This window comes from Photobacterium sp. BZF1 (assembly GCF_014349205.1).
Classification (GTDB): domain Bacteria; phylum Pseudomonadota; class Gammaproteobacteria; order Enterobacterales; family Vibrionaceae; genus Photobacterium.
Genome location: NZ_JACSOF010000039.1, coordinates 1 through 17,141 on the forward strand (window position 1 = coordinate 1; position 17,141 = coordinate 17,141).

The 17,141-nt window shown below is 48.9% G+C and carries 15 protein-coding genes; 6 read left to right on the forward strand and 9 right to left on the reverse strand.

Going from position 1 to position 17,141, the window contains the following annotated elements:
* Positions 1-376: 376 nt before the first annotated feature.
* The 6 genes from secF to BIZ37_RS10760 all read right to left on the reverse strand — a co-directional run bounded on the left by secF (position 377) and on the right by BIZ37_RS10760 (position 7,176).
* A complete protein-coding gene (secF, locus tag BIZ37_RS10735) occupies positions 377-1,324 on the reverse strand; it encodes a protein translocase subunit SecF (RefSeq protein WP_187461504.1) in 948 nt (315 codons plus the stop codon).
* Between the two features lie 12 nt (positions 1,325-1,336).
* Positions 1,337-3,184: a protein translocase subunit SecD gene (gene secD / locus BIZ37_RS10740; protein WP_107301097.1), complete on the reverse strand. Its 1,848-nt coding sequence runs from the start codon at positions 3,182-3,184 to the stop codon at positions 1,337-1,339.
* 23 nt (positions 3,185-3,207) lie between these two features.
* On the reverse strand, positions 3,208-3,540 hold the full coding sequence (yajC, locus tag BIZ37_RS10745; protein WP_107301096.1) for a preprotein translocase subunit YajC: 333 nt from the start codon (positions 3,538-3,540) through the stop codon (positions 3,208-3,210).
* Positions 3,541-3,556: 16 nt separating this feature from the next.
* A complete protein-coding gene (tgt, locus tag BIZ37_RS10750; protein WP_039469158.1) occupies positions 3,557-4,687 on the reverse strand; it encodes a tRNA guanosine(34) transglycosylase Tgt in 1,131 nt (376 codons plus the stop codon).
* A 269-nt stretch (positions 4,688-4,956) separates the two neighbouring features.
* Positions 4,957-6,009, reverse strand: coding sequence for a tRNA preQ1(34) S-adenosylmethionine ribosyltransferase-isomerase QueA (gene queA, locus BIZ37_RS10755; protein WP_107301095.1), 1,053 nt, complete (start codon positions 6,007-6,009; stop codon positions 4,957-4,959).
* Between the two features lie 75 nt (positions 6,010-6,084).
* Positions 6,085-7,176, reverse strand: a complete 1,092-nt coding sequence (locus BIZ37_RS10760) for a trypsin-like serine protease (RefSeq protein ID WP_187461505.1) — start codon at positions 7,174-7,176, stop codon at positions 6,085-6,087.
* Positions 7,177-7,405: 229 nt separating this feature from the next.
* Between BIZ37_RS10760 and BIZ37_RS10765 the strand changes: the two genes are divergently transcribed.
* Both BIZ37_RS10765 and BIZ37_RS30440 read left to right on the forward strand, forming a co-directional pair.
* Positions 7,406-7,864, forward strand: a complete 459-nt coding sequence (locus BIZ37_RS10765; RefSeq protein ID WP_187461506.1) for a CBS domain-containing protein — start codon at positions 7,406-7,408, stop codon at positions 7,862-7,864.
* A gap of 282 nt (positions 7,865-8,146) precedes the next feature.
* Positions 8,147-8,515 (forward strand): acyl carrier protein phosphodiesterase, encoded by a 369-nt coding sequence (locus BIZ37_RS30440; RefSeq protein WP_255526734.1) that lies wholly within the window; start codon positions 8,147-8,149, stop codon positions 8,513-8,515.
* An 80-nt stretch (positions 8,516-8,595) separates the two neighbouring features.
* Here the strand turns inward: BIZ37_RS30440 and aceA are convergent, their stop codons facing one another.
* From aceA to BIZ37_RS10785, 3 genes are all read right to left on the reverse strand, one after another.
* Complete coding sequence (gene aceA, locus BIZ37_RS10775; protein WP_187461508.1) at positions 8,596-9,903, reverse strand: isocitrate lyase; 1,308 nt, start codon at positions 9,901-9,903, stop codon at positions 8,596-8,598.
* A 156-nt stretch (positions 9,904-10,059) separates the two neighbouring features.
* A complete protein-coding gene (gene aceB / locus BIZ37_RS10780; RefSeq protein WP_187461509.1) occupies positions 10,060-11,658 on the reverse strand; it encodes a malate synthase A in 1,599 nt (532 codons plus the stop codon).
* 679 nt (positions 11,659-12,337) lie between these two features.
* A complete protein-coding gene (locus BIZ37_RS10785; protein ID WP_187461510.1) occupies positions 12,338-13,234 on the reverse strand; it encodes a hydrogen peroxide-inducible genes activator in 897 nt (298 codons plus the stop codon).
* 131 nt (positions 13,235-13,365) lie between these two features.
* Here BIZ37_RS10785 and BIZ37_RS10790 point away from each other — a divergent pair, with 131 nt between their 5' ends.
* From BIZ37_RS10790 to BIZ37_RS10805, 4 genes are all read left to right on the forward strand, one after another.
* Positions 13,366-13,974: a peroxiredoxin C gene (locus tag BIZ37_RS10790; protein WP_107301089.1), complete on the forward strand. Its 609-nt coding sequence runs from the start codon at positions 13,366-13,368 to the stop codon at positions 13,972-13,974.
* Between the two features lie 255 nt (positions 13,975-14,229).
* On the forward strand, positions 14,230-14,976 hold the full coding sequence (locus tag BIZ37_RS10795; protein ID WP_187461511.1) for a copper homeostasis protein CutC: 747 nt from the start codon (positions 14,230-14,232) through the stop codon (positions 14,974-14,976).
* A gap of 143 nt (positions 14,977-15,119) precedes the next feature.
* Positions 15,120-15,923: a polyphosphate kinase 2 gene (gene ppk2, locus BIZ37_RS10800; protein ID WP_187461512.1), complete on the forward strand. Its 804-nt coding sequence runs from the start codon at positions 15,120-15,122 to the stop codon at positions 15,921-15,923.
* Positions 15,924-15,974: 51 nt separating this feature from the next.
* Positions 15,975-16,910, forward strand: a complete 936-nt coding sequence (locus BIZ37_RS10805) for a LysR family transcriptional regulator (RefSeq protein WP_187461513.1) — start codon at positions 15,975-15,977, stop codon at positions 16,908-16,910.
* The last annotated feature ends 231 nt before the right edge of the window (positions 16,911-17,141 follow it).

Here is a 17,141-nt window from a genome sequence, read left to right on the forward strand (position 1 = left end):
GGCGATAGGCGATAGGCGATAGGCGATAGGCGATAGGCGATAGGCGATAGGCGATAGGCGATAGGCGATAGGCGATAGGCGATAGGCGATAGGCGATAGGCGAACCAGATGTTTGCAAGAACCTGACCCTGTCAAGCTCCTGCTCTTGCTGTAGCTATTTTCTTTGACCTTCGCCAATGGCCCTACTGTTATTTTCTTCCTTTAGCCTCTAGCCGCTTTTCCACTAATCCCTAGCCAGTTTTCCTTAACCATGCTTCTTTGCTCTTCCTTTAGCCTATGGCCTATGGCCGTTTTAGCCCTTCGCCTTTAGCTGTTCCTGCCAAACAAAAACGGAGCCTACCGGCTCCGTTTTTAGATACAGTTCTATCGCTTCGCCTTACGGCATAGCATCAAACTCTTCACCTTCTTTGTCCACTTGCGGCGGCATTAGGTGCTCACGGGCAATACCCAGTTTCAGCGCCAGTGCCGAAGCCACGTAGATAGACGAATACGTACCAACGGTGATACCGATCAGCAAGGCTGCGGCAAAACCGTGGATCATACTGCCGCCCTTCAAGAACAGGGCAATAACTACGAACAGTGTCGTTGCCGAGGTGATCAGGGTACGGCTTAGCGTTTGGGTGATAGAATTGTTCATTACCTCTACCGCTTCGCCTTTACGCATCTTACGGAAGTTTTCACGGATACGGTCGAAGACCACGATGGTATCGTTGAGTGAGTAACCGACAACGGTCAGCAGGGCTGCCACGATAGTCAGGTCAATCTCAATCTGGGTAAACGAGAAGATACCGATAGTGATGATAACGTCGTGGGCCAGTGCCAGTACCGCACCGGCAGCCAGGCGCCATTCGAATCGCATTGAAACGTACAGCAAGATACAGATCAGTGAGACCAAGATAGCCAAGCCACCCGCTTCTGCCAGTTCGTCACCTACATTCGGGCCAACGAACTCGATACGGCGCATTTCAACATCCTGGCCAGTACCCGCTCTTAGTGCATCGATGATCTGGTTACCCAGTTTCTCACCCTGCGCATCTTCACGCGGCTGAAGGCGAACCATGACGTCACGTGCCGTGCCAAAGTTCTGTACGATGGCATCACCAAAGCCCGCACCTTCCAACGACTCGCGGATAAGTACCAGATCAGCCGGCTGCTCAAAGCCAACCTCAATCAGGGTACCGCCGGTAAAGTCCAGACCCCAGTTCAGTTTCTGGGTCGTCACGGTACCGATTGCAGCGATAATCATAATAATCGAAAGGACAAATGCGCCTTTCGACCAGCGCATAAAGTCGATCGCCTTATCCGCTTTCATTATCTGAAACATGTCAGCGTCTCCTTAGATCGACAGTTTATCGACGCGCTTACCGCCGTAAACCAAGTTAACCAGTGCACGGGTACCGATGATAGCCGTGAACATGGAAGTCAAAATACCAATTGATAGCGTAACCGCGAAGCCTTTAATCGCACCCGTACCTACTGCAAACAGGATGATTGCGGTGATAAGGGTAGTGATGTTGGCATCGGCAATGGTGCTAAATGCATTGGCGTAGCCTTGCTGAATCGCATGCTGCGGGCTGCGGCCCTCGCGAAGCTCTTCACGGATACGTTCGAAGATAAGTACGTTGGCATCAACTGCCATACCTACCGTTAGAACGATACCGGCAATACCCGGCAGGGTCATAGTCGCCCCCGGGATCATCGACATCACACCGATAATCAAGACTAGGTTCATTAGCAGGGCCATGTTGGCAAACAAGCCAAAGCGGCGGTAGTAAAGCAGCGTAAACAGCATAACTGCGACCATACCCCAAATCATCGCCTGGATACCCATGTCGATGTTCTGCTGACCCATAGATGGACCAATGGTACGCTCTTCCACAATTGAGATAGGTGCAATCAGGGCACCGGCACGCAATAGCAGCGCTAGGTTGTGGGCTTCTGCCTGCGAATCAATACCGGTAATACGGAAGTTACGGCCAAGCGCAGTCTGGATAGTCGCCTGGTTAATCACTTCTTCGTGTTTTTCCAGGATAACTTTTCCGCTCTCATCACGATCGCCGCTGTCTTTGTACTCGGTAAAGACAGTTGCCATCAGCTTGCCCACGTTATTACGTGAGAAGGCTGTCATCTTGCTACCACCTTCGCTATCAAGCGAGATGTTTACCTGAGGGCGGCCATATTCATCAGCACTCGAGCTTGCATCGGTAATGTGAGAGCCTGATAGGATCACACGCTTCTTCAGCACAACAGGGCGATTATCACGGGTGAATTTCACTTCGCTACCCGCTGGTACACGGCCAGATGCCGCTGCCGCTAGGTCAGCTGAGTTATCCACTTCACGGAACTCAAGAGTTGCCGTTGCGCCAAGGATTTCCTTAGCACGCGCAGTATCTTGCACACCTGGTAACTGAACCACGATACGATTGGCACCCTGGCGCTGGACCAAAGGCTCGGCAACACCTAGTTCGTTAACACGGTTACGCAAAATGGTAATGTTTTGGTCAACTGCGTAGTTACGGATTTCCTGAAGGCGGGCATCTGTAAATGTCGCGGTTAGCAGGAAGCCGCTAGTCGTGTCGACAAACTGCATATCCGGGTGAAGGCGCTGTAGCTCACGCTTGGCTTCATCAAGTTGCTCTGCATTACGCAGGCGAACTTCCACCGCTTCATCGGTCTTGCTGATCGCGCGGTAACGGATCTTCGCTTCACGCAATTCAGTACGGAACGTTTCTTCTTGCTGGCCGAGCAATTTATCCATTGCTGCGTCCATGTCTACTTCCATCAAGAAATGCACACCGCCGCGCAGGTCAAGACCCAGTTTCATAGGGTTCGCGCCGATGGATTCAAGCCAAGCTGGAGTAGAAGGTGCAAGGTTAAGGGCTACGATGAAATCATCGCCAAGCTGGTCGTTAAGAATATCGCGAGCACTAATTTGAGTATTAGTGTCGTTAAAGCGGACCAGGACAGTACCGTTTTCGAAAGCGACTGATTTATAAGAGATTTGATTTTGTTTTAAATCTTCGGTGACGGCATCCAGCGTGGACATATCTGCCGAGGCGCCACGCGCCCCGGAGATTTGAATTGCTGGATCTTCGCCGTAAACATTGGGAAGCGCATAAAGCAAACCGATAAGTAGCGCGAACACTACCATCAGGTTCTTCCACAAGGGATAACGGTTTAGCACTGCTATGATCCTTTAAGCAAATTTTATAGAGACTTCATTGTGCCTTTTGGCAGAACGGCAGTAACGAAGTCTTTCTTGATAGTCACTTCAGTTGTGTCGTTCAGCCCGATAACAATGTAGTCATTTTCTTCAGAAACCTTAGAGATTTTACCTACAAGGCCACCGCTGGTAAGCACTTCGTCACCTTTGCCCATAGAAGACATAAGGTTCTTGTGCTCTTTCACACGTTTTGCCTGTGGGCGGTAAATCATGAAGTAGAAGATTACGGCAAAAAGGCCAAGCATGATAAATAGTTGCATACCGCCGCCCTGTGGGGCACCTTCCGCTGCTGCGTGTGCTTGAGAAATCAGACTCATTTACTAACGTCCTCGATTATTTGTTGTCATTTAAAGGTGGAACTTCACGGTTACGACGTGCATAGAATTCCTCTACAAACACATCGAAACGATCTTCTTCAATCGCCTTGCGGATACTTTCCATCAAACGCTGGTAGTAACGCAAGTTGTGGATTGTGTTAAGGCGCGCACCCAGAATCTCATTACATTTATCCAGGTGGTACAGATACGCCTTCGAGTAATTGCGACAAGTGTAACAGTCACAGTGCGGATCGAGAGGGGTTGTATCCGTTTTATGTTTCGCATTACGGATCTTGATCACACCTCCGGTCACAAACAGGTGGCCATTTCGGGCATTTCGAGTAGGCATTACGCAGTCGAACATGTCGATACCACGGCGAACACCCTCAACCAAGTCCTCAGGTTTACCCACACCCATTAGGTAACGCGGCTTGTCTTCAGGCAGTTGAGGACAGGTGTGCTCAAGTACGCGGTGCATATCTTCTTTCGGCTCACCGACAGCAAGACCACCAACCGCATAACCGTCAAAGCCGATTTTAGTCAGGCCTTCAACAGAAACATCGCGCAAGTCTTCATATACACTACCTTGGACGATACCAAACAGCGCATTTTTGTTACCAAGTTTGTCAAAGTGGTTGCGGCTGCGCTGTGCCCAGCGTAGTGACATCTCCATCGACTTCTTCGCTTCATCGTGTGTCGCTGGGTACGGCGTACACTCGTCGAAGATCATCACTACGTCAGAACCCAAGTCTTTCTGGATTTCCATCGACTTCTCAGCGTCCATGAAAATCTTGTCACCGTTCACAGGGTTACGGAAGTGAACACCTTCTTCAGTGATCTTACGGATATCACCCAAGCTAAATACCTGGAAACCGCCTGAATCGGTCAGGATAGGACCCTGCCACTGCATAAAGTCATGCAGATCGCCGTGCATCTTCATGACTTCCTGGCCTGGGCGTAGCCACAGGTGGAAAGTGTTACCCAGTAGGATTTGCGCACCGGTTTCTTTAACTTCTTCCGGTGTCATGCCTTTAACCGTACCGTAAGTACCAACTGGCATGAAAGCAGGGGTTTCTACCGTGCCACGCTCAAACTGCAGACGGCCACGACGGGCACGTCCCTGGGTTTTATCTAATTCAAATTTCACAAAGCCTCCAACAGCCAGAGAAACAATCTGACATCAACACCCCCCACCCTGCTAAGGTCAGGGGCATAACAATGGCACCAGCAGGCAAAATGCCCACCATGCCCAATATCACCTGCCAAAGTATTAGCAGGCTTTCCACTCCGCCCTAAAGCCTAGTGGATGAATTTGCCATCGTCTGAACTTAATTATCCAGAGATGAAAAAATACAAAGGCCGCATTTTAGCAAATGCAGCCTTAAGTGACACTGACTTCGTCAATGAATCGTGTAATTACACAGTTTTACGGGTAATAAACATCGAATCGCCGTAGCTAAAGAAACGGTATTTGTTTTCAACAGCTTGCTTGTAAGCGTTCATCGTATGCTCATAACCGGCAAACGCACTGACCAACATGATCAGGGTTGATTCCGGTAAATGGAAGTTAGTGATCAATACATCAATCAACTGGTATTCATAACCAGGGTAAATAAAGATTTCTGTATCGCCGAAAAACGGCTTTAGCTCCGTGCCTTTCTGTTTGGCATCCTGAGCAGCACTTTCCAGTGAACGTACGGATGTCGTACCCACCGCAACCACACGCTTACCATTGGCTTTGGTCTCGTTAATTGCCTTAACGACGTCCTCTGGTACTTCAACATACTCGGCGTGCATATGGTGGTCGTTGATATTATCCACACGAACCGGCTGGAAGGTACCGGCACCCACATGGAGAGTAACGAAAGCAAAGTTCACACCTTTTGCTTTCAGCGCCGCCATTAGCTCATCATCAAAGTGCAAGCCTGCCGTTGGTGCAGCAACAGCACCCGGCTTGGCGTTATATACCGTCTGGTAACGCTCTTTGTCGGCATCTTCATCTGGGCGGTCAATGTAAGGAGGGAGCGGCATATGGCCCACTTCTTCCAGAATTTCCAGTACTGTCTTGTCACTGTTGAAGCGGATTTCAAACAACGCATCATGACGAGCGACCATTTCAGCCTGGTACTCATCATTATCGCCAAGGAACAGTTCATTACCCGGCTTCGGTGATTTTGACGCACGTACGTGGGCAAGGATACTCTTGTCATCCAGCATACGTTCAACCAGCACTTCTAGCTTACCGCCTGACGCCTTGCGACCAAACAAACGCGCTGGGATAACACGGGTATTGTTGAACACCAACAAATCACCCGGTTCAACCAAATCAAGGACATCCTTAAAGCCTTTGTGCGCCAGCTCACCCGTATTACCGGTAAGCTGCAGCAAACGACTAGCAGTACGCTGAGGTTGTGGGTAACGAGCGATCAGCTCATCAGGAAGGTCAAAGTCAAAATCAGAAACTTGCATCATTAGGGCCCTAAATTACAGCAGGCAGCTAGTATATGCCGCCTCACTGCAATATCAAGCAAAGATCACCTACTGCTATACCATGCCCCAGCGACGGAACCACATCACCATTATTAGCATCAGCACACCGGCTATTCCGATACTACCTCCGCTGCTGCCACTGCTACCACCTCCACCCGCGACAGATTGGCCTCCCTCTACCGCAGCACCCACTCCATCGTAGTTAGCAAGAAAAGGATCGACCGAGAACTCCGGTGTTGCCTGAGACAAGAACGCCGGGCCTATCTGCCCTTCTATCCAGCTAATTTGGCTGGCAACTTCCGAGTAAACACCTGGCAGCCGCCCTGCACATCCTTCACCAAAGCTGACCAAGCCAACCAGACGCAAACCGAAATCACTATCCGATGCCCGTAAAGGATCCTGCCAAACCAATGGGCCACCCGAATCACCAAAGCAGCTGTCTCTGCCTAGTGTCGGCGACACCGAGCCTGCGCACAAATAGATAGCGTAATCGCTGCTGTTGATATTGCTTCCCCACATAGAGTCGCAGATATTGTCTGGCACACCTGATAACAATGTCTGCTGCAACCGGGTCGCCCCAGAACTGGAATCACTGGCATCGGTACTGCCCCAGCCTGATACCAACAAGTTAGGCTGTCGCTCGCCGTCTGATACCCAGCCATTAGCAAAAGCTTCATCGGCGCGTTGCTGCTCTCCTATAGTGGCAAGGCGGATTGGAAGCGCATCATCCGGTAACGTACTGGATAATTTGAGGATGGCTATATCATTGGCAAAGCGGGATGAGTTGTAATTAGGATGAAGCACAATTTCACTGACTGCCACAGAGTTGAGTGAACCCGCACTGAAAATGCTGGTGATGCCTGCCCACACCCGAACATTTTCAGGTCTGACGGTTTCGGAGCCATTACGCATACAATGGGCTGCTGTCAGGACAGCATCTTCACTGATGACCACCCCGCCACAAATGAAAGTCCTTTCCTGGGAGCCCTCAACAAATGTCATATTAAGGTAAGCCTGCCAAGGTATTTCATTGGTCCCTGATTCAATACCACCAATAATTTTGGGTTGGGGAACGGGATCATCACTATATGCATAGAATGGTAACCACATCGCCCAAGACAGCAAAATAAACAGCAGCTTACGCATTGACTCATCCCTCTACGGCATCATTTCAATGAGTATACGACACATTCTTAAAGTTAACTTATGAGAAACATATGAGACACAGTTAAATAACTTGAACGTTCTTTGACTGGCGTCATAGGTCGTGCAGTTAAGATTGGCTACATTCATATAAGGAGTAGAAAAAACACACTGAGAAGCCCGAATTAATGGGCAATAACAACAAATAACTCACCGTTATTGAGGAGGCTTTATGTTTACCGTTGCCGATATGATGACGCCCCACCCCCATACCTTGACCGCATCCCATACGTTGGCTGATGCCAAACGACTCATGGCCAAGCATCATATTCACCATGTCCCTATCACCGACAAAGACAACCATTTAGTTGGCCTCGTCAGCCAACGGGATATCCTGTCAGCCCAAGAATCAAGTCTTGAGCAGATCTCCAAGAGCACTTTTATCTCCGCTTTGGATATTCCCCTCGAGCAAACCATGCACCGCAACTTAATGAGTGTTGATCCGACAGCAGGGCTCAAAGAAGCGGCACTGTATATGCAAAAACATCAGATTGGCTGTTTGCCTATTGTCGACCACAATAGATTAGTGGGTATCATCACAGATACGGATTTCGTTTCTATCGCCATTAATTTATTAGAGCTACAAGAAGAGGTCGAACCGCTTGAAAACGATGCTCAATCAGCTTACTGAAATTTACCTCAAGCCTGCGCCAGAAAGCACAGCCGACTATGTTAGCGCATGAACTTTCTGGCCCACCTCCATCTCGCCCAGCAATGCAACAGCCACCTCGCAGGCAACCTTGTTGCCGATTTCGTCAGAGGCGATCCCTACCGGCAATTTGATAAAGACATCGCTGACGGGATCAAGCTCCACCGCTTCGTCGACAGTTACATTGATGCCATGCCGGAAGTTAGGCAATGCAGGCAATTGTTTGGGACGGATACCCGAAGAGTCAGCGGTATTGCTCTCGATATGGTTTGGGATCACTTCCTCGCCCGCCACTGGCAGCAATTTCACCCCCATTCGCTGAATGAGTTTATCAACACAGCCCGAACCGAGGTTGAGCCATATCAGCACAACATGCCTGAAGCCTACCTGCTGATGATGAACCGGATGTGGCAGCAAAACTGGTTGTTGCAATACCAGTACCCCAAAACATTGGAGACGGCTCTGGTTAGGATGGCCAGTCGTCGGCCAAGACTCCACCAGCTCGCGCTTACCCCCGCTGTCCTGATGGCTAACTACGACCAACTTGAACAACAATTTTTCTTGATTTACCCGCAAGTCGAAACAGCGGCCAAAAGTTATCAACCTAGCCCGTCCCCCCACGTGCGCAGATAAAAAAAGAGCGCCATAAAGGCGCTCAAAAATCAAAATAGGTTATAACAATTAACAATTACTAGGAGGTTTGGGTTTATGGGTTATTTGAACTGATCTTCCTCGGTCGACCCTGTCAGTGCTGTGACCGACGAGTTGCCCCCCTGGATCGTATTGGTCATCTTGTCGAAGTAACCGGTACCGACTTCCTGCTGGTGAGCCACGAAGGTGTAGCCTTTCTCGGCAGCTTCGAACTCTGGACGCTGAACCTTCTCAACATAGTGACGCATACCTTCACCCTGAGCATAAGAGTGAGCCAGTTCGAACATGTTGAACCACATGTTATGGATACCCGCTAGGGTAATGAACTGATACTTGTAGCCCATATCCGACAGTTCTTGCTGGAACTTGGCAATAGTTTCGGCATCCAGGTTCTTCTCCCAGTTGAACGATGGCGAGCAGTTGTAGGCCAACAGCTGATCCGGGTATTGGGCATGGATGGCTTCTGCGAACTTACGCGCCTCTTCCAAACATGGTGTTGCCGTTTCACACCAAATCAAATCAGCGTATGGAGCATAAGCAAGGCCACGGGCAATTGCCTGGTCAATACCGGCACGCACGCGGTAGAAACCTTCCTGGGTACGGTCACCGATAATGAAGTCTTTATCGTATGGATCGCAGTCTGAAGTCAGTAGGTCAGCCGCATTGGCATCGGTACGGGCGATCACCAAGGTCGTCGTGCCTGCCACATCCGCCGCCAGGCGAGCCGCTACCAGCTTCTGCACCGCTTCCTGGGTAGGCACCAACACTTTACCGCCCATGTGACCACACTTCTTGACCGACGCTAGCTGGTCTTCAAAGTGCACACCTGCTGCACCGGCATCAATCATATTGCGCATCAGCTCATAGGCATTTAGCACCCCGCCAAAACCTGCTTCCGCATCGGCAACGATTGGCAGGAAGTAATCAATGCCTTCTTCCGGAGAGCTGCCGGTTGACCACTGGATTTGGTCAGCTCGGCGGAATGAGTTATTGATACGTTTAACCACAGCAGGTACTGAATCTACTGGGTAAAGTGACTGGTCTGGGTACATGCTCGAGGCTGTGTTGTTATCAGCGGCAACCTGCCAACCAGAAAGATAAATGGCTTCAATACCCGCTTTGGCTTGCTGTACCGCCTGACCGCCAGTCAGTGCGCCCAAACAATTGACGTAGCCTTTTTTGGCACTGCCGTTGACCAAATCCCACAGCTTATCGGCTCCTCGCTGGGCGATAGTATTTGCCGGGGCAAACGAGCCGCGTAGGTTAATGACCTCTTCTGCGGTATAGGTACGCTTTACATGCTTCCAACGTGGGTTTTCCGCCCAATCCTTTTCCAATGCTTCGATTTGTTGCTGGCGAGTCAATGTCATAATGATGTCCCTCGTTTCATTTGGCGATAATCCGCATCACATTTTGTTATTGGTAAACTGACTTTTATATCGGCCCGATAGGCTTAAGCATCCGGGCCCTTTCTCGTTATTGGCTTTGTTGGTGTTGCTAATTCTATTGATCTTCCGACTTAGTGCTTAAGGCAGATACTCGTAGCCCGGCAGTGTCAGGAAGTTGACCAGCTCATCACTGGTGGTCAATTGTGACATCAGCACTGCGGCCTCGTTATACCTACCCTGCTGGAAGTGCTCACTGCCAAGCTCTTGCTCTAGCACCTCCATTTCCTCTTTAAGCATCTGCTCGAACAAGGCTTTGGTTACCACATCGCCGTTGCTCAGTGTCTTACCGTGTTTGATCCATTGCCAGATAGATGCACGTGAAATTTCTGCCGTCGCTGCATCTTCCATCAAGCCGTAGATTGGCACGCAGCCGTTACCGGAGATCCATGCTTCGATATACTGCACCGCTACGCGGATATTGTGGCGCATCCCCTCTTCGGTCCTGTCCCCTTCACAAGGCTCAAGCAGCATGTCGGCGGTAATAGGTGCGTCGTCGCTGCGTGAAATATCAAGCTGGTTCTTTCGCTCACCAAGCACTTCGTTAAAGACGGCCTTGGCTGTACTGGCCAGTCCTGGGTGGGCAACCCAAGTGCCGTCATGACCATTGTTGGCCTCTAAGGACTTATCGGTTTGGATTTTGTTGAGCACCCATTCATTCCGCTCAGGATCTTTCGACGGTATGAAGGCTGCCATCCCGCCCATTGCAAAGGCACCTCGGCGGTGACAAGTTTTCACCAACAGGCGTGAATAGGCGTTGAGGAAAGGTTTTTCCATTGTCACTACTTGGCGATCCGGCAGGATACGGTCTGGGTGGTTTCTCAACGTCTTGATATAACTGAAGATGTAATCCCATCGACCACAGTTAAGGCCAACGATATGTTCTTTGAGGCTGTAGAGGATCTCTTCCATCTCAAATACTGCTGGCAAAGTTTCAATCAGTACTGTGGCTTTGATGGTACCTCTCGGTAACTCGAACGTGTCTTCGGTAAAACTGAATACCTCACTCCACCACGCTGCTTCCTGATAAGCCTGTAGTTTAGGGATATAAAAGTAAGGGCCACTGCCTTTTTCCAGCAGTGCCTTATGGTTGTGATAAAAGTAGAGAGCGAAATCAAGCAAACATCCAGGGATTGGCTCACCCTGCCAAAGCAAATGCTTTTCCGGCAAATGCAGGCCGCGCACCCTACAGATCAATACTGCGGGATCCTCATTGAGTTGGTAATGCTTGCCTGATGCGGGGTTGGTATAGGAAATCGTACCGTTGACCGCATCTTTCAGGTTTTGCTGGCCGGCCAGCACTTCTCCCCATGCCGGCGCAAAAGAATCTTCGAAGTCAGCCATAAAGACTTTTACATCGGCATTGAGCGCGTTGATCACCATCTTGCGCTCTACCGGGCCAGTAATTTCCACCCGGCGATCTTGCAAGTCTTGCGGGATATTCTGGATCTTCCATTCACTGTTTCGGATTTCAGCAGTGTCAGGCAGGAAGTCAGGTAGGCTACCCGCATCAATAGCAAGTTGACGGTGCTCCCGGGTAGCAAGAAGCTCAGGGACACGTCCGGCAAAACGCTGCACTAGGCGCTCCAAGAAAGCTAAAGCCTCATCATTTAGGATATCTGCTTGCTCTGCCGTTAGCGGCGTTTGTAGTGAAAGCTTCACTTCATGGTTAGTAGACATGTCGTTTTCCATTTTTAACGCTCCCTTACGAATGTAACTTAATCACCACCCCAGCCAAGTCCACTTTTATCTTCACTCAAAACAAACCTGGCCTTAACGCCCTATTTACGTTGCCGCAACATACGCCCAATTGCAAGGACAGGTAATTTAACCGAGGAGTAAACACCACAACCAAACCCATAAAAAACAATCACTTAAAAAAAGTAGAGCAATAACTCAAAACACTAAATTGAAACAAATTTCAGGTAAAAACTCGGTTTTATTGCCAATAACTTTTTTCCCGCCATTTCGTAACCACTTACGTAATTAAATTACATAAAATTCAAATTCAAACACTTGTCCTGATCTGCGTTTCAAACAGGAAGGTTATTTTTTAGAAGCAGTAATGCGCTTAAAAAACAACCATTAGAGACACCTGTTTGGTCGTTTTTTATACACAAAAAGCATAGACCCTTAATCAACCGGTTTCATTTATTTTTAATGCGAAACATAATAAACCTACAAATTGAAGCCAGTTTCTTTCGGCAGGGTAATTGCGATATACCAGAAAGGGGTTAGCATTCAGAACATTATGCTGAGATGGGCGGTTTTTCCTCAGCACTTAATTTACGGAAGGGAAATAAAGCAAAGTAGCCGCTAAATTAGCGGCTACAAAAGAAAAATTGAGAGAGTGAAGTGCTTACAGCAACTCTTCAACAATATCGGCAAGACGTTCGAAAGTGCGGGTGCGGCTGGAGGTTGGTCGCCAGACCAGGCCAATTTTACGGTATGCCTCCTGACCTGGTGGATCAACCACCACAAGGTTTTGGTTATGTAGCAAACCGTGGTCAATCGCCATTTGCGGAATGAAGGTTGTCCCGAGGCCGTTAGCTACCATCTGTACCAGAGTATGGAGGCTCGTTGCAGTAAACGGGTTTATCTTCTCTTTGGTCGTTAGCTTACAGGCTGACACCGCATGATCGGTAAGGCAGTGCTCTTTTTCCAGTAAGAACACCGATTCATCCGGCAGATCGGCGTAACGTAAAGGCGTAGTGACTTGCTCGGCTTGGTTACGGCTGATCACCATCTTGAATGCATCCCGCCCCACAACCCGGCTGTGCATACCATTAATCTCTACCGGCAATGCCAAGATCAGGACATCCATCTCGCCATTACGCAATGCAGCCAACAGGTTGGTGGTTGTGTCTTCTCTCAGCAACAGATTAAGGTTTGGATGAAGGCGATTCACTTCCTGAACCAGATCACACAACAAGAATGGCGCGATAGTCGGGATACAGCCCACCCGCAACTGCCCTTCCATACCATCGCCGGTACAATTGGACAGCTCCATCAAATCTTGGCTTCTCGCCAGTAACTCGCGGCTACGTGCGACAACATCTTCGCCTGTTGAAGTGAAAACGAGGGATTTGTTATCTCTTTCGATAAGTTGGCAGCCAATCAGTTCTTCAAGGTTCTGTACCCCGGAGCTCAATGTCGACTGACTGACAAAGCAGCGCTTGGCGGCTTCGCCAAAATGGCGGGTTTCAAATAAGGTAACTATATAGTGCAACTGTTTTAGAGAAGGAAACTTATTCATCGTAATTTTCGATTACATCAATCTATTTATTCCGCTTTTTTGAATTTACCAGTTTCGTTATAGTTTGTCTCGTCCAAACAGAGAGCCGACCGGAAAGGTAGGCGACAAACACAATATTTAGGAGCACCAACATGGTACTAGTAGGTCGTCAAGCACCAGATTTTACTGCTGCAGCTGTTCTAGGTAACGGCGAAATCGTTGATAACTTCAACTTTGCAGAATTCACTAAAGGTAAGAAAGCAGTAGTATTCTTCTACCCACTTGACTTCACTTTCGTATGTCCTTCTGAGCTAATCGCTTTCGACAAGCGTTTCGAAGACTTCCAAGCGAAAGGCGTAGAAGTAATCGGTGTTTCTATCGACTCTCAGTTCTCTCACAACGCATGGCGTAACACTGCTGTTGAGAACGGCGGTATCGGTCAGGTTAAGTACCCACTAATTGCTGACGTTAAGCACGAAATCTGTAAAGCTTACGACGTTGAGCACCCAGAAGCAGGCGTTGCTTTCCGTGGTTCTTTCCTAATCGACGAAGAAGGCGTTGTTCGCCACCAGGTAGTAAACGACCTACCACTAGGCCGTAACATCGACGAAATGCTACGTATGGTTGATGCTCTAAACTTCCACCAGAAGAACGGTGAAGTTTGCCCAGCGCAGTGGGAAGAAGGTAAAGCAGGTATGGACGCATCTCCAAAAGGTGTTGCTGACTACCTATCTGAGCACACTGCAGACCTAGCTAAGTAATTTAGCACTCACACCACGCTCAACGGTGTGAAGGTAAAAACGCAAAAGCGTAAAGCCAATTGTCAGCCAAAGACAAAATAATGAGGCCCGGACACACCGGGCCCTTTTTGTATCTGGGGTTTGTCCCAACCACTCATCGCCCATCGCCCATCGCCCATCGCCCATCGCCCATTAGAATATTGATCTATTCAATCGTCTCTCTACCCAATATCGTCTACACTGCTTGTCACCTCAACCCACTCTCTAGCTGTTGCTATGACCATTGATCATATTGAAGTTTGTATCGATAACATCGAATCCCTACACCTTGCTCAGCAAGGCGGAGCAACCCGTATCGAGCTTTGTTCCTCTCTTGCCCTTGGCGGCCTAACTCCCAATGCCGGTTTGATGCAATTAGCCGCCAAACACGCCAAGGTTCCAGTTTATGCCATGATCCGGCCTCGTCAGGGGGACTTCCTATTCTCCAGCCAGGATAAAGAAATCATGCTGGCAGATGCCCACCAGGCAAAACTAGCAGGGCTCGATGGCATAGTGATTGGTGCACTGAACAATGACAGCACAGTTGATAAAGAGTTTTTGACCGACCTCTGCCGGGTTGCAGATGGGATGGGCCTGACATTCCACCGAGCTATCGACCAATGCTTAGAACCGATGGCTGCTCTGGATATCATTATGCAGCACAACTGCGAGCGTGTACTTACTTCTGGCCTCAAGGCCAATGCCTTTGATGGCATCCCAATGCTCAAACAAATGGTGGAATACTGCGGGGATCGCCTTGCAATTATGGCCGGTGCGGGAGTCAATGCAGGCAATGTTGCCCAAATTGTCCAGCAGACGGGTGTCAAAGAAGTACACCTGTCAGGCAAATCGACGCGTACTTCCCTAATGCAAAACTATGCCAACTCGGCCCATATGGGTAATGCCGATATCGATGATTTCGCGATTCCCGTCACTGCCCCCGAAAAAATAGCCGCTGTTCGCAATGCCCTAGCAAAAGCTTAAGCATCAGATATTCCCGCCATGATTAGGGGCAGCTTGCCCCTAAAAAACTGCTAGCCAGCTCAACCATTTATTACTCCCATTCGTCAAAGCTCACTTTCAGGTTTACTCTTTTGTTATCAAACTAAAACAAAGAAGAGACCCCTATGCCTTTCGTCCCCCCGAAGAAAAAACTCAAAAAAAGCGACTATGAAGCTGAACTGGAGCGCCTGCAGATTGAATTGGTTAAGATGCAGGAGTGGATAAAACAAGAGGGACTGAAGGTAGTAGTGGTTTTCGAAGGCCGCGATGCTGCCGGTAAGGGTGGCGTCATTAAGCGGATCACCGAAAAGCTCAACCCACGTGTTTGCCGCATTGTCGCACTGGCAAAGCCCACCGAGCGGGAACGCACCCAGTGGTATTTCCAACGCTATGTGGCCCATTTGCCAGCAGAAGGTGAGATGGTGCTATTTGACCGCAGCTGGTATAACCGGGCTGGTGTTGAACACGTGATGGGATTCTGCAGTGACGATGAGTACGAGGAATTCCTTCGCTCCTGCCCTGAGTTCGAACGGATGTTAAAGCGCTCTGGTATTATTCTTCTTAAGTACTGGTTCTCCGTATCCGACGAAGAGCAGGAAAAGCGCTTCATGGAACGCATCAACACCCCGATCAAACGTTGGAAATTCAGCCCGATGGACTTGGAATCCCGCAGCCGCTGGGCTGCCTATTCCGCAGCAAAAGACCGGATGTTTGCCTATACAGATACCAAGCAGTGCCCATGGTGGGTGGTCGATGCCGATACCAAAAAGAAAGCCCGGATCAACTGTATCTCCCACCTGCTGAGCCAGATCCCTTATCAGGATATTGATTACCCAGATATCGAATTACCCGAGGTCAACAAGGAAGGCTATATCCGAGTACCAGAAGAGAACCAAACCTTTGTGCCTGACTTGTTTAACGGCGATTAAGCTTGGTTAAATAAAATAATGTTTTATTAAATACCAAAGACAAGGAATGGCATGGCCAAAGATCTCTATGCGAGCCTCGACCTCAATCTGCTGCGTACTTTTGTGATCCTTTCGCAAGAGCTCAATATGCGTAAAGCCTCGGAGCGATTGTTCGTCAGCCAACCGGCCATTAGCCAAGCACTGCAGAAGCTACGCAGCCACTTTGACGATGAACTGTTCGTTAAGACCCGCCACGGCTTAAAGCCTACTGCGTTGGGTATCGAGCTCGCCGAAAATATCAGCCCGTTGCTCGATGAATTATCTAGCACCCTCAATGCGGGCAATACTTTCTCACCGTCCCAACTTGAGGGCACACTGAAACTCGCACTGACTCCCAACATTTTAACTTACTTATCTACCCCGCTATATTTAAAAATCCGTCAGGCTGCGCCAAACGTCAACCTACACCTCCATAACTGGTCGCCGACATCACTCGAAGAAATCAACAATGGTGAGATAAGCCTGGGCGTGAACTTTGAAATCCACCATGCGCCGAAAGAGCTGATCCAAAAAAAGATCTGTGACGATAAATTCACAGTGTATGTCCGTAAAGATCACCCTCTTAGCAAAACAACTATCACCCCCAAGGATCTCGATGGCTTAGAGGCCGCCAGCATTATTATTTCTGACTGGAACTCAAATATTCCCGTTGCTGAGAAAGTGATGCGCTCTCATGGTTTTACTATTAGAACGGCTTTTCGTTCAGAGTTGCCCATGGCTATCTTAGATATCATTAAGCACACAGATATGTTCTTTCCGGCCTCCTCTTTTCTTCCGAAAGAAGAAAGGGATCAACTGCGTGGCCTAAAACTAAAAATAAACAACCAAGACTTAAAAATCCCCCTGATGGCGTATTACCACCAGCGTAACCGCCGAAGTCCACTCATAACCTGGCTGTTAGGCTTAATTGAGGAGTCACTGCAAGAATATACAGCAGGAAAGCAATAACTCCCTCAGCCCTCCTATCTTGCCCGCACTTCTCTGGTGGGCTTCCGCTTGGCCCTGCTCATAAGCAATGCTTAATCTCTTTATAAGCAACCATAATTAATAACTTTCACTTAATGGCTAAATAACAACCTCTGATTAGAGCTCATCATGTTGGGTGTTTATTATTCACCCCGTCAACACGGCAGCATGGCAAACATCGCTTCCATGGCATCTCATTTATTAAAAATAACT